Below are 17,565 nucleotides of genomic sequence, written 5' to 3' on the forward strand. Positions count from 1 at the left end.
GACCGAGGGGTGCGCGGCCTTCCACGCCGTGATCACCGGCTCGATCAGGGCCCACCGCTCATCGGATAAGTCCGTCGCGTACGGCTTGCGTTCACTCACCCGGCTATCTCAACACGTCCACGCTCACCAGCCGGGCATAACGCTACAGATTCACTCGATCACACTACGACATCACGGGCATAGGCTCACGGATCGTCCTCTGAGAAGGGATTGCCGGATCTCACTGCTGCCGTGCACTGGCTCATCGACGACACCTTCATCGACCAACACGGCGCACGAGCACTGATCCCCCACCTTTTCGTTGATCAGCGAGAAGCCGACCTCGTCCAGATGGTGGTGGACGCCCTCTTGCGCGTTCTCGATGACCTCGGCCCTACCGCTCCAGACAACGCCTATCTCGACCATCCTGAGTGGATCAACGTCCTGAACTCGGCCGGCGTCGCTTACCTCGCCTTGTCCTCCGGCAAGCCAAGGTCGTGATGGAACTTCGCGCAACGCCCTTGTACATAGGAGCGTCAGGCAGGCGGCCGGCGTGCGCGCGGTGCGCCGATACTCACGTAGCCTGGCGGCATGTGCCGGTATAGCGCGGACACCTACAAGGTCCACTACGTGTGTTTGCCTTGCCGTGTGACTACCAAGCGACGCCCGGAGCAGCGACCCCAGCTCTGTAATCGCTGCCAGGAGCACATGATTGACGCGGGGCGAGACTTCGCTGCACCACGTCGGCGTGATAGCCCGGCTTGGCGAGCGTTGGGTGCCGTCCTGTACGCCGGCTTGGACTTCCACTCGTGCGGTTGCGGGGGTCCGGGCTTTCGCCCGCGGACGCCCCGACAGGTCCGGGAACGCCTCCAGGTAGCGGGCCGTCGGGGGATTCCTGCACGGGACGCCATCGCTCTGTCTGATCCGTACGAGGCGTGAAACCTTAGGTCGCAGGCTGATCGTCGTGCAATTGGCCAGGGTTGACGAGGGGTCAATCATGGTCACTCGCGACCGGGTTTCCGCCCAGCTCAGAGCCCTCACGTGCGGTGATCCGTGCAGTTCCCAAGCTGACAGCGCGGTTCGATTCCCGTCACCCGCTCTCGATGTGAAAGCCCAGGTCGACCGAGGGATTCGGGACCTGGGCTTTGATCTTGTACGGGCTTGATTTCGCTATCAAGCGGCGCCTGCGGCCTGGGGCCGGTCACGGCGCGAGCGCCGGGCTGGGCATCGCCGTAGCGCGGCCCCGCCATATCCGATGTCGCCCACCGATTCCCGCGGCACGCCGCCGCTAGGCCGCCCTTCAGTGACCGCTACGTTGACCTGCTGATACCTCGGATCGAAGCAATCCGCTACGGTCCGATTGACCACTCGGCCTCAAGAAGACGCTCCCGGCGATTAACGCCCCTATCAGCCACTATGCCAACCTCTACGCCATGCACATCAGATCCGGTACCAAAGACGACGCTGAGCACATCGCAGAGCTCCACACTCGTAGCTGGATGACCGCCTATGCCGAGATCATGCCCGCCAGCTGTCTGGATGGGCCCCTGCTCGACGAGCGCAAGGCCATGTGGAGTACGCGGCTCGCCACTGTCACTGCGGAACAGGATCACAGCCGCTGCCTGCTCGTTGCTGTCGATGACAACGCCCTCCTGGGGTTCGCCTATCTCGCCGTCGCAACCGACGGGCGCCTTTTGCTCGACAACCTGCACGTCCAGCCGGAGCGCAAGCAGTCCGGCATCGGCCGCCAACTCGTCTACCACGCTTTTGGCTGGGCCTCCGAACAACACTCTGACAAGACGATCTACCTGGAGGTGTTGCGCGACAACGTCGTCGCGATCACCTTCTACCGGCGCCTCGGTGGCCGGCCCACCAAAGAGTTCATAGAACGCTTCCCCGCAGGATTCGAACTACCCGTCGTCGAGTACACATGGGGTCCTGACATCGTCCGAACCCTTGCTGACGACCGTTCCACCACCGATCGGCTCGCCTCCTAGAAGCCTCCGGTTGGGTCGCTCTGGCTCCGGGATGATCAGTCGGGCGGGGTGCGCGTCGCGCGGGAAACACCGGGTCGCGGGTTGATCGCCGGGCCATTAGCGGGCCCGGGTCGGCAGGAATCGGGGCGATAACATCACGATCATGGTGGGCTGGGAGATTCGGTCGGCTTCGGTGGCGGACGTCGAGATGGTGGCCGAGTTGCGGGCCGTGGTGCTGAGGCCGGATCTCGAGCGGCTCGGGCGGTACGACGAACAACGTGTACGACAGCGGTTGCGGGATGGGTTCACCCCAGCGCACACCTGGATGATCGAGGTGGATGGCGCGTCGGCCGGCTGTGTGGCGCTGCGGCCGGCCAAGGACACTTACTGGCTGGAGCACTTCTACCTGGACCCGGATTCGCAGGGCAGGGGCATCGGCACTGCCGTTCTGAGCAGGCTGTTGGAGTGGTGCGACCGCGAAGGCGCCGTGGTTCGGTTGAACGTGCTGCAGGGCAGTTCGGCCCGCCAGTTGTACGAGCGACATGGGTTCACGGCCGAGACCGAGGACGAGGTGGACGTCTTCATGGTGCGCCACCCTTCTTCGCCTGGCGATCACCCGGCGGAAACCAGGCCGGGCGGATCAGACTCACGCCCTCGGCTCTGTTTCACACCGTGACAGGTACGGCTTCTCGCGTGCACATGAAGGAGCTCTACTTCGGCAGCGTCGCGCTCCGAGTCGACACAGCGCGGGTTCGATTCCCGTCGCCCGCCCGCTCTCAACGCGAAAAGCCAGAGGGGTTCCCGACCTGGCTTTCGATCAAGCCCCTCAACAGTTGCTACCGCCCGCTCGGATCAATCGGATCTACATCAGCACCACCCGGTCAGCGTCGACATCGAACCCGAGATCCGGATGGTCGGGAGATCCCTCCGCACTCATCAACACGGACTTCCCGAGACGCCGTCCGAGCAGGCAGAAGAAATCCACGAGGACGTCCAGCCGCTCCTGCCCCTGCAACTCTCTGAGATCGACGTCGAAGTCGATCGACTCGGTTCGGTACATGCGGAAGATGACCAGCATGTCGAGGGCCAGACAGACTCTTAGCTCAGGCACTCCGTCGGCATAGGCAGCCACGGCCATGTCAGCAGCCGAAGTGAGCTCCATCGGCTCGCCACCCACCGAGTAGGCGTACTGCCAACCCTGCTCCCGAAGGAGATCCAGCAGGACCTGCCAGTCCTCGAGAGCCGTTCCCTCTACGACAACGTCAGGCAACGCTCCGTTGACCTCAGGGTCGAAGAGGACCTTCACGTCATCCCACAGCAGGTCAGGCACAGCACTCATCATCCCTCCAGAACGCGCCTTCGGTGGGGGACTCCGGTTCCGGGGTGATCGCCGCGTGGCCCTGGCGCGCTTCCCCTTCGGCAGGTCGACGGCAGACGGGGTGATCAGGCGGGCGGTGAGCGCGCGTCGCGCGGCAGGATGGACCCATGCCGCCCCCCAACGAAGACGAGGCGATGCTCAGGGGAGCCTGGAGACTCCTGCGGGACGCTCTGGGACATCTGGCCTGGTCTGCCCCCGATCAGATCGCCTGGCTCGGATCCGTGATGCACCCTGATGAACTGGCCCTGGATTACGATCACGCGTACCGGGTGTCGTGGATGCCCAGGGAAGCCGGGTGGATCAGAGACGAACTGTCACGACTTCTCGCCGAGATCGATCAGCTCACCGCCGAGCTGACAGAGGAAGGCCCGGCGCCATGGAGCGCCGAGGGGCTGCAAAGCCATCCCACATGGCAGCGCCTGAGAGTTCTGGCCTGCCAGGCTCTGGCACTTATGCCCCCAATCCCCTGGGATGGCGATCCGGACTCCTGATCGCTGGGCCATGAGCGAGCCATTAACAGGGGTAATGAAGGGGCACTCGCGGCCACTCAGGGCCGGCTTTCAGCGCCTCGGGGCGTCCTGTCAGGCCCTTCGTTCTTTCAGTAGACGCGCCGTCCTCTCGCCAGCCGGCACGGCTGCGAACCTGATCGGCTCGTTCAAGATGCGGAAGGTCCTGGTGGTCACCGACCGGCCGCAGGGCACCTCGTTGAGGATCGATGACCAACGCGCTTCCGAGGGCCGGATCCTCAGGCTTCCGCGTCCACTGTGCGCCCGATCTCGGTCTCGGCGCCGCCGCACGGCCCAGCGTCGCGGACCCCGGCCGCGCATGTCGCTTGAGGCTGGTCATGGCCGGGGCCGCACTCGGGCCGTGCACCGACCACCACCCGCCGCACCGAGTCACTCGCCGTTCTGGGGCCACGCCGCCTGCCTACTCTCCCTCTTCATCAGAGGACCGCGCGATCATTCCGTAAGGCGCCAGCAGAAAGACCTGGGGTGAAAGACGTTCCATGTCCCCGCGCCTGCCGAACACCAGGCCGGCGGCGAAGTCCACGAACTGCTTGGCCTCGCTGTCGGGCAGCTTGGTGAGGTCCATCACGACAGGAGTACCGGTGCGAAAGAAGTGGCCCACCTGGATTGCCTCGTTGTAGTCCCGAGGACACAGCGTCTTGATCACTGGACATGCCTCCACCTCACGACGACATCAAGCCACCTATACAGCTACAGCACCGGACCACACCACCCTCACAATCGCCTGATCACCGCACAGGGTCGAGGGCGATCGACGGCCTGGGCCTCGTGCCTCAGCCCACCGGGCACCGTCGTGACGAGGGAGCGGCCTCCCGCGCCCGCTACGTGCCCGTCAGGAGAGCGACCAAGCGCCCGCGCGAGCCACGTACTCATACCTTCCGTACTATGACGCCCGCTGTACGGACGAAGCTCTCCACCGCCGCACGGACTTCCGGAGGATGGGGCGGCGAGGGTGTTGCCAGTGTGTCGGTGGCCATGAAGTGGAAGCCGTCGTTTCCGCTTCCACCTGCGCGTTCTTCGGCGAGAGTGCTGCCAGTTCGTCCCCACCGTAGGCTCGTTCACGCTGTGCCCCGCTCACTCAGAGACCTGAGGGCGCCGGCACTCCGGCGTTGAGCCATGACGTAACCACTATGTCTCAGAGGTCCCCGAGGGAGCGTCTGGCGTTGTCGATGAGTTCCTTGTACGTGATGACCTCAACCCGGTTCACGTGCGTGTTGAACGTCCGGAGTGCTTGACAGGTACCGGCCTGGTTGCCGCAAGTCGGGATGAGGTGCAGCCGAAGGAGGCCCTTATAGAGCTGGACAGTCTTTGGACGCAGGCCAGGCCGCTCATCGATCCAGTCCGAGCCGTACACCTTGAACGTGATCTTCCCGAGGTTCGGGTTCGACCAGTCCCCTTCTTGGATCTCGATCTCTTTCTTCGACAGCCAGATCTCCGCCTCTCGTTTGGTCGCGAAGGTGGAGAGTGCCGGACGGTCGTCTGACGATGCGGAAGACCTCCCCGAACGTGCAGGCGTGGGGGCGCACGTCACCTCGATCAGGATTTGGCTCTGTCGCCCCATTGCATGATTTGAAGGAAGGTCCTGGGCGCGGTCATCGGATTCACTGAGATCGCGTTCGACCAGGTGGCACCTCGCGCGGACCGCCATGCCGAAGGGCGCGGCTCTGACGGCGACGGCTGACATGTCCCGCGCCCCAAGATCCGGCGAGGTAGGCTCCAGGCCAATGACGCGATCTTGGTGTACGAACGCGTCACAAGGGAGGTGACGCGATGAGCACGCTTGAGGTACGACTGCGGCCGGTGACAGAGGACGATCTCGCCATGTTCCGGCGTTTCGCCACGGAGCCGGGATTGATCGGGCTGGACTGGACAGGGTTCCGCGATGCGCAGGCCCCGGCGCGACGCTACGCTACCGACGGTTACCTAGGCGAAGCTGACAGCAGGGTCATGGTCGAGGTCGATGGCACGGCCGCGGGCTTGATGAGCTGGTCGGCGCGAGGGTTCGGGGTCTCCCGATACTGGGAGATAGGGATCGCCCTGCTTCCGGACTGGCGCGGGCGCGGCATCGGCTGGCGCGCTCAGGCGATGCTGTGCGACTACCTGTTCACTCACACCCCAGCCGAGCGGATCCAAGCGTCCACCCACCCGGAGAACATCGCAGAGCAGAAGTCGTTGGAGAAGGCCGGCTTCACACTGGAGGGCGTCCTACGCGCGGTGGAGTTCCGTGCCGGTCAGTGGCGTGACGGCTGGATGTACAGCAGACTGCGGAACGATCCGCCTCCGGCGACTCATTGAGCGACGGGGTGATCGGGCAGGCCCGGGTGCGCGCCGCATCCCGTCGTTGGCGACTGTGCCTTCTGCTGGCCGCTGTGGCATAGGACCGTCTCCACGCTTTCAGTGGATGGTCATCGTGCGGGACGTCGGCGCATCTTGATGTCGCGCATGTCGGTCACCGCGACACGCAGGACGTCGTACGCCTGACCGTAGGCGTCGAGCGCCGCGAGGGCGCGCCGGGTGGCGTCCTGCTCGCCGTCGTCCGGCCCGGCCGGCACCTGGCAGCGGAATGTGAAAGTGGACAGGGTGCCGTCGTGGGTGAAGGCGCCCCGCTCGGTGAAGCCCACCTCGGACGCGGCGAGTACGGCCGCGCGGCCGGCCTCGTCGAGATCGCCGAACTTGCCGGAGATGATCACTCTGAACACTGTGGGTCCTTTCTGACGGCGTAGGTGAGGATGTGGCCGCCGAGCAGTTCCTCGGCCGCGTCGAGGATGCCGAGGACGGCCGCGGCGATGGTGTCGGGCTCCTCCCCGATGGCCGTCCGCCTGCCGATCTCGGTGTACACGAGGGAGTGCAGGGCGCCGACCTGCCAGGCCACCACGCGGGGTAGCGGGGCGGTGGGGGACGCGCCGGTCTCCTCGGCGAGTACGGCGGCGAGCGCGTCGGTCATCTGCCGGCCGAGGTCCTCAAGCCGGGCTGTCAGCGTGGGCGCGGCCCGCATCATCTCGAAGACCCGGCCGAATCCGTCGGTCAGGCCGAGCCTGCGGTCGCGGCGCTGCACCTCGTCGCGCAGAGTGCGCAGCACGGCCGGTACGGCGGCTTCGCCGGGCCGGCGGTCGCGCACCATGTCGGCGAGCCGTTGGGGGGACGCCTCGTCGGGCGGCAGGACGAGGTTTTCTTTCGTCTCGAAGTAGTTGTAGATGGTGTTGGCCGACACTCCGGCGGCGGTGGCGACCTCGGTGATGGTGACGTGCTCGAAGCCCCGCTCGACGAACAGCCGGATGGCTGTCTCCCTGATGTGCCGCCGGCTCTCGCGTTTCTTGCGTGCCCGTAGCCCTTCCGACATGAGAAAACTTTAAGCAGACTCTATATTTGGAGTCCACTGGATTTTCTGTCCGGGCCGCTGCCGGTATGGCTGAGGTGGGCGGTGTTGTCGTACGACTCGTTGAGGGGCGAACGGATTGTCCGGCCCTGTGTCATCGGGTGACGGCAGAAGGACTCCCGAGCAAGCCTGTCGCGGGAGCAGTGGACGCCTGCGGATCGGGCCTTGCCACCTGCAACTTAGGTGTTCGCGAGCTGTCGGTGATGCACCGTCAGAGGTTCGATTTCAGTGGTGTCGTCGTCGACGACGAGTTCGACGCGGAACCGAACCCCCATTGCCGCACCAAGGCGCAGCAGTGTCGTTATATCCGGGATGCCGCCGCCGCCCTCGATACGAGACAGGGCGGGTTGGGACATCCCGGAGCGCTCCGCTACGACCTTCTGAGACAAGCCTCGGCGCCTGCGAATCTCGCGCAACTGGTCTCCGAGCTCCAGATCGCGGCCTGCCTGCTCGTATTCGGGGTGGGGCTGCGCGTCCGCTTCCATCTCGCGCAGACGCTTCGCCTTGTAGGTTTCCCAACGGCTGTGACCCATCATGCGCTCCTCTCGAACACGTGCGTGGTGGTCAGGTCGTGCTCTGCCTCACACCGCTTCTTGGCAGCGATCGCTCGATCGATGTCGGCGGTCTGCGTCCCGTCCTGTGTCTTGCGGAAGACCGTCAGCACCACGATCACCTTGTTGGACGGTTTCCAGAAGGTCAACCGCCAGGTCGTGCGGTCGAGAGCGACACGCAACTCGTGCACACCTTCGGCATCCTTCAGCTTCTTCACGTGGTCCCGTCAGGGATGCCGCCAGTGACGAGGTAGTCGTCCACGTTTCGCATAACCCGTTGGTAGAGCGGAAGGGAAAGTCCGTCCAGCCAAGACTCCACCTCCGGCTCCAGGTCGATCTCCCACTGAGACATACCATCAATAGTATATGCCTTCGATGGTAACTCATGGCAGGTACGAGTGTCAGGCCTACCCCCGCGTCCACTCGATCTCGGCGGTTTCACGCCGGAGAGCGGTCGATTCCCGCCGGCACCCGGGTCGTGGCTCGGTTCTGGATGCGTACGGCGCGGTGGTGGGAGCTTCAGCCTGTACGGCTACCGGTCGCGCGAGGGCGATGCGGCCGACGGACCTACCGATCAATCTTGCCGTCGTGGCATGTTGAAAGGGAGGAACCTCCTGAGAGGAGGGTCGGGGGACATGATGTGGGATTACGGGGCCGGCTCCTGGTTGGTCGGGGGCATCACCATGATCTTGATCTGGGCGCTGATCATCACTGCGATCGTGGCGCTGGTCCGCTACATCGGCGGCTCCCGGAACACGGGGATGCCGTGGAACCGGCAGGGATCGCTGCGGCCCGAGGACGTGCTCGCCGAGCGGCTCGCCCGAGGAGAGGTCGACGTCGACGAGTACAAGCGTCGTCTGGAACTGCTGCAGGGGCGAAGATGAGTTCCACGCGACACCGGCGCTAGGCAGGACGGGGCACGGAGGCCCACTCGGGGAGGGTGAACCACCGGGGCACGGCGCGGCGTAGCGCCTCGGGACCCTGCACCTCGACTGCCTGGAGGCGCAGGGCGTCCGGCCAGCTCAGGTTGCCGCGCCAGACCTCGACCATGCTGCGCACACCGGCGGTCACCGTCACGGTCACGGCGTGGCCGGGGTCCGTGTCGCAGACGTCGACCGCGTCACTGGTGATCACGAGCCACCAGCGGCGACTGTTGGACGGCACGTCGGGGAACCGGAACTCGATGACCGTCCGCCCGTCCGGAACGGCGGTCCGGTCGACGTTGCGGTGCATGTCCCACAGCAGCAGCTTCGGGTCCAGGTCCTCGTCGCCCAGCTCTCCGATCCAGCGGATGCCCCAGGCGGCGAGTGCCTCGACCACGGGGCGCAGCTCGTGGCCGGCCTGGGTCAGGACGTATCGCACGTCGTTGCCCTTGACGTGCCTCTCCACGATGCCGGCCTGGGTGAGCTGGTGCAGCCGCCGGGACAGCAGCGTGGGGGACATGCGCGGCAGACCGCGGCGCAGCTCGTTGAAACGCTCGGTCCCGCACACCAGCTCCCGGATGACGAGCAGGGTCCAGCGTTCGTCGAGCAGTTCGACGGCCTTGGCCACGGGACAGAACTGGTGGTAGGAGGAGCCCATGTCCCGGAGTCTAGATTCGGCCGCCACGAATGCCAGTGGCAGCCGGATGCCGGTACAGATCGTGTACTAGTTAGCGAATCCGTACCTCCTTACCGTCGATTCCAGTCCACCGATCACGACGAGGGAGCAGTGCGATGACCGTCCCGAGCGACCCGACAGAGGCCGACCGTGCCCTGAAGGCCAAGCACCGCGCCATGTGGGCGCAGGGCGACTATGCCGCGGTCGCCGCCGAGGTCATCCCCGACCTGGGCGCGATCCTGACCGAGGCCTGCGGGGTGGGGCCCGGGGACCGGGTGCTGGACGTGGCCGCCGGGTCCGGCAACGCCGCCATTCCCGCCGCGCTGGCCGGGGCGAGCGTGGTGGCGGGCGACCTGACCCCCGAGCTGCTGGAGGCCGGACGGGCCCTGGCGGCGCGGCGCGGCGCGGAGGTCGAGTGGCGGCAGGCCGACGCGGAGGCCCTGCCGTTCGCGGACGGCGCGTTCGACACGGTCGTGTCCTGTGTCGGGGTCATGTTCGCTCCCCACCACCAGGCCAGTGCCGACGAGCTGATCCGGGTCTGCCGCCCCGGCGGCACGATCGGCCTGCTCAGCTGGACGCCGGAAGGGTTCATCGGCCAGATGTTCGCGACGATGAAACCGTTCGTGGCCCCGCCTCCGCCCGGCGCGCAACCCCCTCCGCTGTGGGGCGACGAGGACCACGTCCGTGCGCTGCTCGGGGACGCGGTCACCGAGGTCGTCGCGCGCCGGCAGATGGTCACGGTCGACCGGTTCGCCCACCCCGGCGCGTTCCTCGACTACTTCAAGGCCAACTACGGCCCGACCATCGCCGCCTACCGGGGGATAGCCGGGGACCCCGAACGGGTCGCCGCCCTGGACCACGCTCTCACCGAGCTGGCCCGCGACCATCTGCGCGGTGAGGAGAAAGCGGTGATGGAATGGGAGTATCTCCTCCTCACAGCGCGCAAGCGCGCCTGACGTCGCCTCACCACTCGCGCGCCGCGCGCCGGGGCAGCACCACGCCGACCTCGTACGCGAGCACCACCGCCTGCACGCGGTCCCGCACGCCGAGTCTGGCGAAGATGCGGTTGATGTGCGTCTTCACGGTCGCCTCGCCGAGATGCAGCTCACCGGAGATCTCCCGGTTGGACAGCCCCCGAGCCAGCAACCGCAGCACCTCGGCCTCCCGGGCGGTCAGGTCGGTCAGCCCGGGAGCGCTGACCGGTGGCGCCAAGGAGGTGTAGTGGTCGATCAGACGGCGGGTGATCTCCGGTGAGAGCAGCGTGTCTCCACGGACGACGGCGTGCAGCGCGCCCGCCAGCTCCTTCGGCGGAGTGGTCTTGAGCAGGAATCCGCAGGCGCCGGCGCGTAACGATCGGTAGACGTACTCGTCGAGGTCGAACGTGGTCAGCATGACGACGCGGCGGTCGGGGCGGTCCGCGAAGTGCGTACGAGCATCTCGTCGTCCGCGATGAGAACGCGCGTCACACCGACGCTCCCGTACGCGACGGCGCGGAGCTTCCGCTCAAGGGCAGCTCCACCCGCACCTCGAACCCGCCGCCCTTCCCCGGACCGGTGGTGGCCGTGCCACCGAAGAGCTCGACACGCTCGCTGATCCCCGTCACCCCGAGGCCACTGCCGTCGCTCCGGCGGACGACCCGCGGGCCGTCGTCGACGACGTGGATCCTCAGATCGGTGTGTCCGACCTCGATCGTGACGGAGACCGCGGCCCCCCGGGGCGTGTTTGACCACGTTGGTGAGGGCCTCCTGCAGCACCCGGTAGCCGCTGACGTCGACGGCTGCGGGAACCCTGCCGAGGTCGCCGTCGGCGGTGACGTCGACCCGTACGCCGGCGGCCCGGACTCCGCTCAGGAGCGGATCGAGGTGCCGTAACGAGGGCAGCCGCTCCAGACTCCCCTCAGCCCGGAGGACGACGAGCAGGCGGCGCAACTCGGTGACGACGTCACGACCGACGTCCTGCACCGCGTCCAGCGACTCATGGGCCTGCCGGACGTCGGAGTCGAGCACGGCCTGGGCGGCTCCCGCCTGCAGCACCATCACGGCGACGCCGTGCGAGACGATGTCGTGCAGCTCGCGGGCCACCCGGAGCCGCTCGTCGGTGCGGGCGGCGGCCTCACGTTCGGCGGCGAGCGCGACCAGGCGTTCGGCCTCGGCACGCCGCATGCGTACGGCGTAGGCCGGTCCCATGACGGCGAGCGCGACGAAGACGATGAAGGCCCAGTCGGGGTCGTCCGCGATCGTGGTCTCGATCCCGGCCGCGAGGAAGTAGGAGACGGCGGCGATCAGGCGAGCAGCACGGTCAGCACGGCCATCCAGCCGCCGGACAACTCGGTGGGGATGGGACCGTCGCCCTCGACGTACGGGGCGAGCGGCACGTAGAGCTCGGCCGGGCCGAACCCGAACAGCGCGAGACCCGCGGCGACAGTCACGAGGTCACGCCGCTCCATGCCCCGGAGCCACGACCTGGGCGGTGCGGCGCTCCTAGCCTCTGCGTCGTCGGCCGGATCATGACAGGAGATGTCGATGGATGACCAGACCACCAGACCGTACGGCTCGCGTTGCGCGGCGGTCGCGATGGCGGGCGGCGGTGTTCTCTACAGCGCGGCGGGCGCCTTCTACTGGGCGATGTTCCCGGACGAGGTGTCCGAGACCGCGGCGAACGCGGATGTGGCCGCTTCCGCCCTCGGCGCCTGGCGGGTGGAGACGCTCCTCTTCGCGCTGGCGCACCTGCTGCTCCTGCCTGCGATGGCGGGGTCTGATCGTGGCGGTCGGCCGCCGCAAGCGCCTGGTCGCCACCAGGCGGGGCCTTCGTCGTTCCCGCTCTCTGCTTCTCGGCGGTCCACCTCTGGTACTACAACGCCTTCTTCGGGGCCCTCGCCGGAGGGGGAGTGACGGCGGACGCGGCCCGGCCGGTGGTCGACGCCCTCGACAACGACCCGCTGGTGGTGGCGTCGTTCCTGGTCTGGATCCTGGGCTGGCTGATCGGGCTCCTGATCCTGGCCTTCGGCGCGTGGCGAGCACGCCTCGTGTCCCTGTGGGTGCCGCTCGTCCTCACCGCCGGCATGGTGCTCGAGGCCGTCTCCAGCGGCCTGGCGCCCAAACTCGTGGTGAGCGCGCTGATGGCCGCCGGGCTGATCGGGCTGGCGCGGGGCCTTCGCCCGAGCCGCGTGGAGAGCGTGTCGGTGGCCGGGCGGTAGCCGCCCCGCTCAACCGGCCATGCCCCAGGAGCACCGCCGCGGTACCCATGGTCCGGTGATCCCCAGCACGCGCGCCCGCCACGTCCCCACGGCCAGCACGATCCAGCCGAAGAAGATCGCGAAGGCCAGGGCGTGGAACACGTGGAAGGCGCCGTAGGAGGCGGCGACGGCCTGCTGAGCCGTCCGCAGCCCTTGGACGTCGACGAGCTGGAAGGCGAGATGGTCGACCCCGGCGTGGAAGGTCCGGGCGAACAGGCCGAACAGGACCAGCACGCCGCCCCACAGCGCCCATCGCGGCTGCGTCACCCACACCCGCCGGACCAGGGCGATGACCGCGGGCCACAGCAGGACGTTCCCGGCGACGAAGGCGCTGTACGACAGGCTGATCCGGCCCGGGCTCGTGGCGAAGGCGGCGAGCTGCGCGGGGAAGAAGCCGTCCGCGTCCCCGCGGCGGAGGACGCCGGCGAGCATCAGAAGCGGCCCGAGGCGAAGCCCTGCCGCCTCGACCCAGCGACCGGGGAACACGAACGAGACGGTTGTCATGCCGTCGATCCAACCCGTGGCGCCCTCGTCGCACATTGGCGGAAGGGCGAGCCTTCCGGGTAGCCCGGGCACTACCCCCGTCAACCGTCCCTGACGGCTGTCAACGGGCGAGGCGGTCGCTGACCAGCCGCCGTCGTTCCGGAGACAGCCCGCGAGCCGTCATGGCCCGCTCCAAGAGGTCCGGGTCGAACCCCCGCCGCGCCAGGTGGTCGATGAGGGGTTCGTGCCGGTCAGGCCGGTCACGCGGGAGCTCGGTGGCCAGCCGCAGTTCGAGGCGCACCACGGGAACGCGATGCGGGCCACAGGGGACCAGGACGTAGTGCTCCCACGGGCCGCGGCCGATGCACTCCATCCGCCACCAGGAGGTCGACGTCCCCGGCAGGAAGCCGGACACCTTGCAGCAGAGCGGCGCTCGTGCCGCCCACGCGGTACGCCGGGCCGGCTCCCAGGGCGGTGAGCGCCGTCTCCAGCGCCGATGTCACGTCCTCCAGCCGCAGCGACGCCCCACCTGTGCTCATGACGATCAGCGTCTCCAGCGCCGGGAAGATCTTGATCATTTTGGACGATTTCAGTCCCCCGGTGGCGAGCGTTCTCACGGGCGGCACATACTGGAGGGGATGAAGCCAGCCAGCGGTGCGTCCCATCGCCACCTGCCCACAAGTCCCTTCAAGCCCCGGCCTCCCGCCCCGCCTGTCGAGCGGTTCAGCGTGGACGACCGAGTGACCCACGATCGGTACGGTCTCGGCGTCGTCATCGCCGTGGAAGACGAGATCGCCGTGTTCGTCGATTTCGGATCGCGCCAGGAGCGGATCACTACACCGTTCAACAAGCTTTACAAGCTCTGAGTCCCAATGGAGGAGAAGCTGCCGGACCTGAGCCCGGCAGCCATGTCGTGTTCCGCCCGACTCAGGTGAGCCGCCAGGCGAGGAGCCCCTCAGGCGCGTCCGCCTGGGCGAAACCCGCCGTGACCAGCTCCTCCTGGATCACCTCCCGCACAGGACGGTAGGCGTTGCCGACGATCTCCTCCTCGCTGAGCACCTTGTCGCCCTCGGTGACCCGATAGAGGTAACGGGCCTTGCAGGCTTCCCCGCTCGACTCGATGATCTCTGACAGGACCGTGTAGGTGTGCCGGCCCACCTGGCGTGACTCCAGCTCCCGGAGGGGGGACGGGGCCGGAGGGCCGCCGTCGCGCCAGGTGAAGATCAGCAGGCCGCCCGGTTCCAGATGTGCCGCCAGCACGGGCCAGAGTCGTCGGCGATAGTCCGGTTCCAGGGCGTACATCACTCTGATCATCACCATGGCCTCGACCGGCTCGTCCAGGTCCAGGCTCAGCGCGTCACAGGAGAGCACGGTCACGCGTTCCAGCAGTTCCGGGCGCGCGTTCAGCCGCGACAGCAACATCCCGCGCATGCCGGCCGAGGGCTCCAGCGCGAAGATCTCGGCCGGTGTCGAGTCGGCCAGCGACGTGGTGATCAGCCCGGTTCCGGCACCGATCTCCAGGATGCTCCGCCGTACGCCGGAGAGAAGCGGAGGCAGTTTCCGGCGGACCTCGGCCCCGTGCTCGTTCTCGTGGAACAGGTCATAGAAGGGAAGGGAGACGAAGTCGGTCATGGCGGGCCACGCTACTCCGCCCTCGCGTCAGACCAGGCAGAACTCGTTTCCCTCAGGGTCGGCCATCACCACGTGATCCGGTCCCGCAGGTCGTCCTGGCGGATCACCGTCGCGCCCTCGGCGGTCAGGTGAAGCCGGTTCTTGACCGCCTTCGACTCCGGCACCTGCAGGAAGGACAAGTCAGGACCTACCCCGTCGGGGTTGGAGAGATAGGCGCCCTCATCCCACTCCTCCTCCGGGACGTCGTGATGCGCGAACCACTCTTCCCAGCGTTGATCTTCAGTGAGGACGCCGGTCGGCCACAGTCTCTGACGAATGAGTCCGCGGATGAGGTGGGCGTCTTCATGGTCCGGTGCCGGCCGTAGGCGGTGGGAACTGGGCGGCGATCAGTTCCAGCAAGGCGGCGTGCGTCTCTTCGTCGGCGGCCGCGACCAGGCCGCCGGCGCCGGTGTGGGGCGGCCGGCCGTGCAGGTCGGTCACCATGCATCCGGCGGCCCGGCACAGCGCGATCCCGGCGGCGAAGTGGACGCTGTCCTGGAGATGGCCGTCGGTGACGTACGCGGCTCGCCGGCCGGCGGCGACCCACGCCACGGCGAGGGTCGTGGAGACGACGCGGGGGCGGAACCGCTCGGCGAACGCGGGCTCGGCGAGCAGTCGCACAGCCAGGAAGGCCGGTTCGTTCGGGAACGGCGGGTCGAGGTTGACGTCGACCAGGCGCGTGTCGGGCGACGGTGTGAGCCGCTCGTCCACGCCGTCGTGGCGGAGGTACGCGTGAGCGCCGTCCGTCCGGAAGACTTCGCCGGCGAACGGATCGGCCGAGGCCGCCACCGTGACGTCCGGGCCCACCCGCAGGGCGACGTTCACCGCCACCAGCATGTTCCGCGCGGCGTAGTTCAGCGTGCCGCACAGGGGGTCGACCAGCCACATGCGCTCCGCGGCTCCTGAACCCGTGCGGCCGCTTTCCTCACCGGTGACGGAATCGTCCGGCCGAGCCGTACGGATGACGTCCAGGATGGCCTGCTCCGCTTCGAGGTCGGCGGACGTGGCGAAGTCGCCCCCGGATTTCGGGAAGCGCGCCAGCGGCGCGCCGTATCGGGCCGCCACGACGGCCGCTCCGGCCTGCGCCGCCTTGACGGCCACTTCCTCGTCTGTGATCAGCACGCGTGCAGGATAGGCGGGGTATCCGAGCGGGGGTGGAGCGGGGTTAGGGGTATTGACGGAGGGGATTACTGATCTCACCGAGAGTAGTGATCCTGGAGGCATGATGCGCCGGCAGAGGCCCGATCTCCCGCTGCTGGCCGTCGCCGTCGGGTTGCTGCTGGCGGTGGTCCTGTGGGGGGCGGTCTTCACCGAGTCCCTCACCGTGGCCGGGGACGCCGCGCTCGGCTGGGTGGTGGGCAACTTCGGCTGGTTGTTCGTGGTGGCCGCCGACTTCTTCCTGATCCTGGCCGTGGTGCTCGCGCTCAGCCGGTACGGGCGGATCCGGCTCGGCAAGGATGACGACGTCCCGGAGTTCAGCAACCTGGCCTGGACGGCGATGATGTTCAGCTCCGGGATGGGCATCGGGCTGATGTTCTACGGCGTCGCCGAGCCGATCACGCACATGCTCAGCCCGCCGCCCGGCCTGGGCATCGAGGCGGGCTCGCCCCTGGCCGCGCGGACGGCGATGGAGTACTCCCTGTTCCACTGGGCCCTGCACCCGTGGGCCATCTACGCCGTCACCGGCATGGCGCTGGCCTACTCCACCTTCCGCATGGGGCGGGGCAACCGGTTCAGCGAGGCGTTCACCCCGCTGTTCGGCGGACGGTCCAGGCCGATGGTGGGGCGGGCGCTGGATCTGCTGGCGATCCTGGCCACGGCCTTCGGCACCGCGACCAGCCTGGGCCTGGGGGCGCTCCAGGTGGAGTACGGCCTGAACGAGCTGTTCGGGGTCAGCGGGCGGCGGCTGGAGGTGGGCGTCATCGTCGTGCTGACAGGCGCGTTCGTCCTCTCGGCGTTCACCGGGGTGCACCGCGGCGTACGCGTGCTCAGCACGGTCAACGTCTACCTGGTGGCCGTGCTGGCGGTGTTCATCTTCCTGTTCGGCCCGACAGTGGCGATACTCAACCTGATCCCCGCCTCGCTCGGCGGCTACCTGAACGACCTGCTCGCGATGTCGTCCCGTACGGGCGCGTTCGTCGACAAGGCCTGGCTCGGCACCTGGACTCTCTTCTACTGGGCGTGGTGGATGTCCTGGGCGCCGTTCGTGGGCGCCTTCATCGCCCGGATCTCACGGGGCCGCACCATCCGCGAGTTCGTCATCGGCGTGCTGCTCGTCCCGTCCGGCGCCAGCCTGCTGTGGTTCTCGATCAGCGGCGGCAGCGCCGTCTGGATGCAACTGTCGGGTACGGCGGACTTCACGGCGGAGATCGCGCAAGGCGCCGAGGCGGCGTTGTTCGCCCTCCTCGACCAGCTGCCGCTCGCCCTGCTCTCCACCGTGCTCGTGGTGTTGCTCGTCGGGCTCTACTTCGTGACCAGCGCGGACTCGGCCTCTCTGGTGCTCGGGTCGCTCTCCTCCCGGGGCTCGCTCGATCCCTCCCGGCTCCTGGTGGTGATGTGGGGCGTGCTGGTCGGGGTGGTCGCGCTGGCGCTGCTGCTGGCCGGGGGCCTGACGGCGCTGCAGCAGGCGACGATCGTGGTCGCGCTGCCGTTCATGATCGTCATGCTCCTGCTCTGCCTGGCGCTGGTGAAGGAGTTGCGCGAGGACCCCGGCGCGGGGCCGCTGCCGCGCCGCGCCCCGCGCGGCCTGCCGGGCGCGTTCCGCCGGGTCGGCGGCGAGGACGAGTGAAC

27 protein-coding genes and 1 pseudogene are annotated in these 17,565 nt (G+C 67.8%); 11 read left to right on the top strand and 17 right to left on the bottom strand.

Going from position 1 to position 17,565, the window contains the following annotated elements:
- On the bottom strand, nucleotides 1-99 hold a 99-nt coding region (locus tag KME79_RS47455), incomplete at its 3' end, for a transposase (RefSeq protein ID WP_372452453.1).
- A 111-nt stretch (nucleotides 100-210) separates the two neighbouring features.
- Here KME79_RS47455 and KME79_RS21920 point away from each other — a divergent pair.
- The 3 genes from KME79_RS21920 (at nucleotide 211) to KME79_RS21930 (ending at nucleotide 2,631) form a co-directional block, all read left to right on the top strand.
- The gene (locus tag KME79_RS21920) at nucleotides 211-480 is read left to right on the top strand and encodes an SCO4402 family protein (RefSeq protein WP_417629145.1); all 270 of its coding nucleotides are present in this window, start codon (nucleotides 211-213) and stop codon (nucleotides 478-480) included.
- A gap of 932 nt (nucleotides 481-1,412) precedes the next feature.
- Nucleotides 1,413-1,976 carry a GNAT family N-acetyltransferase gene (locus KME79_RS21925; protein ID WP_219546084.1) on the top strand — a complete coding sequence of 188 codons (564 nt, stop codon included), beginning with the start codon at nucleotides 1,413-1,415 and terminating at the stop codon, nucleotides 1,974-1,976.
- Between the two features lie 142 nt (nucleotides 1,977-2,118).
- Nucleotides 2,119-2,631: a GNAT family N-acetyltransferase gene (locus KME79_RS21930; protein ID WP_219546085.1), complete on the top strand. Its 513-nt coding sequence runs from the start codon at nucleotides 2,119-2,121 to the stop codon at nucleotides 2,629-2,631.
- Between the two features lie 186 nt (nucleotides 2,632-2,817).
- On the opposite strand, the gene KME79_RS21935 is transcribed toward KME79_RS21930, so the two are convergent.
- Complete coding sequence (locus tag KME79_RS21935; RefSeq protein ID WP_246640236.1) at nucleotides 2,818-3,294, bottom strand: hypothetical protein; 477 nt, start codon at nucleotides 3,292-3,294, stop codon at nucleotides 2,818-2,820.
- Between the two features lie 146 nt (nucleotides 3,295-3,440).
- Between KME79_RS21935 and KME79_RS21940 the strand changes: the two genes are divergently transcribed.
- Nucleotides 3,441-3,824, top strand: coding sequence for a hypothetical protein (locus KME79_RS21940; RefSeq protein ID WP_219546087.1), 384 nt, complete (start codon nucleotides 3,441-3,443; stop codon nucleotides 3,822-3,824).
- Nucleotides 3,825-4,260: 436 nt separating this feature from the next.
- Here KME79_RS21940 and KME79_RS21945 read toward each other — a convergent pair whose 3' ends face one another.
- Together KME79_RS21945 and KME79_RS21950 are read right to left on the bottom strand one after the other, a co-directional pair.
- On the bottom strand, nucleotides 4,261-4,506 hold the full coding sequence (locus KME79_RS21945; protein ID WP_308249002.1) for a cell division protein SepF: 246 nt from the start codon (nucleotides 4,504-4,506) through the stop codon (nucleotides 4,261-4,263).
- Between the two features lie 489 nt (nucleotides 4,507-4,995).
- Nucleotides 4,996-5,544: a hypothetical protein gene (locus KME79_RS21950; RefSeq protein ID WP_219546089.1), complete on the bottom strand. Its 549-nt coding sequence runs from the start codon at nucleotides 5,542-5,544 to the stop codon at nucleotides 4,996-4,998.
- Nucleotides 5,545-5,630: 86 nt separating this feature from the next.
- On the opposite strand from KME79_RS21950, the gene KME79_RS21955 reads away from it, so the two are divergent.
- Nucleotides 5,631-6,155: a GNAT family N-acetyltransferase gene (locus tag KME79_RS21955; protein ID WP_219546090.1), complete on the top strand. Its 525-nt coding sequence runs from the start codon at nucleotides 5,631-5,633 to the stop codon at nucleotides 6,153-6,155.
- A 110-nt stretch (nucleotides 6,156-6,265) separates the two neighbouring features.
- Here KME79_RS21955 and KME79_RS21960 read toward each other — a convergent pair whose 3' ends face one another.
- The 4 genes from KME79_RS21960 to KME79_RS45085 all read right to left on the bottom strand — a co-directional run bounded on the left by KME79_RS21960 (nucleotide 6,266) and on the right by KME79_RS45085 (nucleotide 8,005).
- On the bottom strand, nucleotides 6,266-6,559 hold the full coding sequence (locus KME79_RS21960; RefSeq protein ID WP_308249003.1) for a DUF6204 family protein: 294 nt from the start codon (nucleotides 6,557-6,559) through the stop codon (nucleotides 6,266-6,268).
- On the bottom strand, nucleotides 6,547-7,200 hold the full coding sequence (locus tag KME79_RS21965) for a TetR/AcrR family transcriptional regulator (RefSeq protein ID WP_219546091.1): 654 nt from the start codon (nucleotides 7,198-7,200) through the stop codon (nucleotides 6,547-6,549). Before KME79_RS21965 ends, KME79_RS21960 begins: the two co-directional genes overlap by 13 nt.
- A gap of 215 nt (nucleotides 7,201-7,415) precedes the next feature.
- Nucleotides 7,416-7,772: a helix-turn-helix domain-containing protein gene (locus KME79_RS21970; protein ID WP_246640224.1), complete on the bottom strand. Its 357-nt coding sequence runs from the start codon at nucleotides 7,770-7,772 to the stop codon at nucleotides 7,416-7,418.
- Nucleotides 7,769-8,005: a type II toxin-antitoxin system RelE/ParE family toxin gene (locus KME79_RS45085; RefSeq protein WP_308249004.1), complete on the bottom strand. Its 237-nt coding sequence runs from the start codon at nucleotides 8,003-8,005 to the stop codon at nucleotides 7,769-7,771. Before KME79_RS45085 ends, KME79_RS21970 begins: the two co-directional genes overlap by 4 nt.
- A gap of 417 nt (nucleotides 8,006-8,422) precedes the next feature.
- On the opposite strand from KME79_RS45085, the gene KME79_RS21980 reads away from it, so the two are divergent.
- Nucleotides 8,423-8,671 (top strand): SHOCT domain-containing protein, encoded by a 249-nt coding sequence (locus KME79_RS21980; protein WP_148036604.1) that lies wholly within the window; start codon nucleotides 8,423-8,425, stop codon nucleotides 8,669-8,671.
- Nucleotides 8,672-8,690: 19 nt separating this feature from the next.
- Here KME79_RS21980 and KME79_RS21985 read toward each other — a convergent pair whose 3' ends face one another.
- A complete protein-coding gene (locus KME79_RS21985; protein WP_219546092.1) occupies nucleotides 8,691-9,368 on the bottom strand; it encodes a winged helix-turn-helix transcriptional regulator in 678 nt (225 codons plus the stop codon).
- A gap of 134 nt (nucleotides 9,369-9,502) precedes the next feature.
- Here KME79_RS21985 and KME79_RS21990 point away from each other — a divergent pair, with 134 nt between their 5' ends.
- Nucleotides 9,503-10,342, top strand: coding sequence for a class I SAM-dependent methyltransferase (locus KME79_RS21990; RefSeq protein WP_219546093.1), 840 nt, complete (start codon nucleotides 9,503-9,505; stop codon nucleotides 10,340-10,342).
- A 7-nt stretch (nucleotides 10,343-10,349) separates the two neighbouring features.
- Here KME79_RS21990 and KME79_RS21995 read toward each other — a convergent pair whose 3' ends face one another.
- From KME79_RS21995 to KME79_RS22005, 3 genes are all read right to left on the bottom strand, one after another.
- A complete protein-coding gene (locus tag KME79_RS21995) occupies nucleotides 10,350-10,778 on the bottom strand; it encodes a LuxR C-terminal-related transcriptional regulator (protein ID WP_219546094.1) in 429 nt (142 codons plus the stop codon).
- Nucleotides 10,772-11,572, bottom strand: a complete 801-nt coding sequence (locus KME79_RS22000) for a sensor histidine kinase (RefSeq protein ID WP_219546095.1) — start codon at nucleotides 11,570-11,572, stop codon at nucleotides 10,772-10,774. Before KME79_RS22000 ends, KME79_RS21995 begins: the two co-directional genes overlap by 7 nt.
- Before the next feature lie 95 nt (nucleotides 11,573-11,667).
- Entirely contained in the window at nucleotides 11,668-11,814 is a 147-nt protein-coding gene (locus KME79_RS22005) for a hypothetical protein (RefSeq protein WP_219546096.1), read from the bottom strand.
- 94 nt (nucleotides 11,815-11,908) lie between these two features.
- Between KME79_RS22005 and KME79_RS22010 the strand changes: the two genes are divergently transcribed.
- Together KME79_RS22010 and KME79_RS22015 are read left to right on the top strand one after the other, a co-directional pair.
- Nucleotides 11,909-12,277 (top strand): hypothetical protein, encoded by a 369-nt coding sequence (locus KME79_RS22010; protein ID WP_219546097.1) that lies wholly within the window; start codon nucleotides 11,909-11,911, stop codon nucleotides 12,275-12,277.
- A complete protein-coding gene (locus tag KME79_RS22015) occupies nucleotides 12,274-12,582 on the top strand; it encodes a hypothetical protein (protein WP_219546098.1) in 309 nt (102 codons plus the stop codon). The genes KME79_RS22010 and KME79_RS22015 overlap by 4 nt, the downstream gene beginning before the upstream one ends.
- A 9-nt stretch (nucleotides 12,583-12,591) precedes the next feature.
- Here KME79_RS22015 and KME79_RS22020 read toward each other — a convergent pair whose 3' ends face one another.
- Both KME79_RS22020 and KME79_RS22025 read right to left on the bottom strand, forming a co-directional pair.
- Nucleotides 12,592-13,125 carry a hypothetical protein gene (locus KME79_RS22020; protein ID WP_219546099.1) on the bottom strand — a complete coding sequence of 178 codons (534 nt, stop codon included), beginning with the start codon at nucleotides 13,123-13,125 and terminating at the stop codon, nucleotides 12,592-12,594.
- A gap of 100 nt (nucleotides 13,126-13,225) precedes the next feature.
- Nucleotides 13,226-13,519, bottom strand: a complete 294-nt coding sequence (locus KME79_RS22025) for a hypothetical protein (RefSeq protein WP_219546100.1) — start codon at nucleotides 13,517-13,519, stop codon at nucleotides 13,226-13,228.
- A gap of 223 nt (nucleotides 13,520-13,742) precedes the next feature.
- Here KME79_RS22025 and KME79_RS22030 point away from each other — a divergent pair, with 223 nt between their 5' ends.
- A complete protein-coding gene (locus KME79_RS22030) occupies nucleotides 13,743-13,970 on the top strand; it encodes a hypothetical protein (RefSeq protein ID WP_148036611.1) in 228 nt (75 codons plus the stop codon).
- Between the two features lie 61 nt (nucleotides 13,971-14,031).
- Here the strand turns inward: KME79_RS22030 and KME79_RS22035 are convergent, their stop codons facing one another.
- From KME79_RS22035 to KME79_RS22045, 3 genes and pseudogenes are all read right to left on the bottom strand, one after another.
- Nucleotides 14,032-14,736 carry a class I SAM-dependent methyltransferase gene (locus KME79_RS22035; protein WP_219546101.1) on the bottom strand — a complete coding sequence of 235 codons (705 nt, stop codon included), beginning with the start codon at nucleotides 14,734-14,736 and terminating at the stop codon, nucleotides 14,032-14,034.
- A 27-nt stretch (nucleotides 14,737-14,763) separates the two neighbouring features.
- Nucleotides 14,764-14,811, bottom strand: a pseudogene (locus tag KME79_RS47460) (hypothetical protein); the annotation flags it as partial.
- 267 nt (nucleotides 14,812-15,078) lie between these two features.
- Nucleotides 15,079-15,897: an inositol monophosphatase family protein gene (locus tag KME79_RS22045; RefSeq protein WP_219546102.1), complete on the bottom strand. Its 819-nt coding sequence runs from the start codon at nucleotides 15,895-15,897 to the stop codon at nucleotides 15,079-15,081.
- A gap of 100 nt (nucleotides 15,898-15,997) precedes the next feature.
- Between KME79_RS22045 and KME79_RS22050 the strand changes: the two genes are divergently transcribed.
- Entirely contained in the window at nucleotides 15,998-17,563 is a 1,566-nt protein-coding gene (locus tag KME79_RS22050) for a BCCT family transporter (protein WP_219546103.1), read from the top strand.
- The last annotated feature ends 2 nt before the right edge of the window (nucleotides 17,564-17,565 follow it).

Source organism: Nonomuraea harbinensis (genome assembly GCF_019396385.1).
Classification (GTDB): Bacteria; Actinomycetota; Actinomycetes; order Streptosporangiales; family Streptosporangiaceae; genus Nonomuraea; species Nonomuraea ferruginea.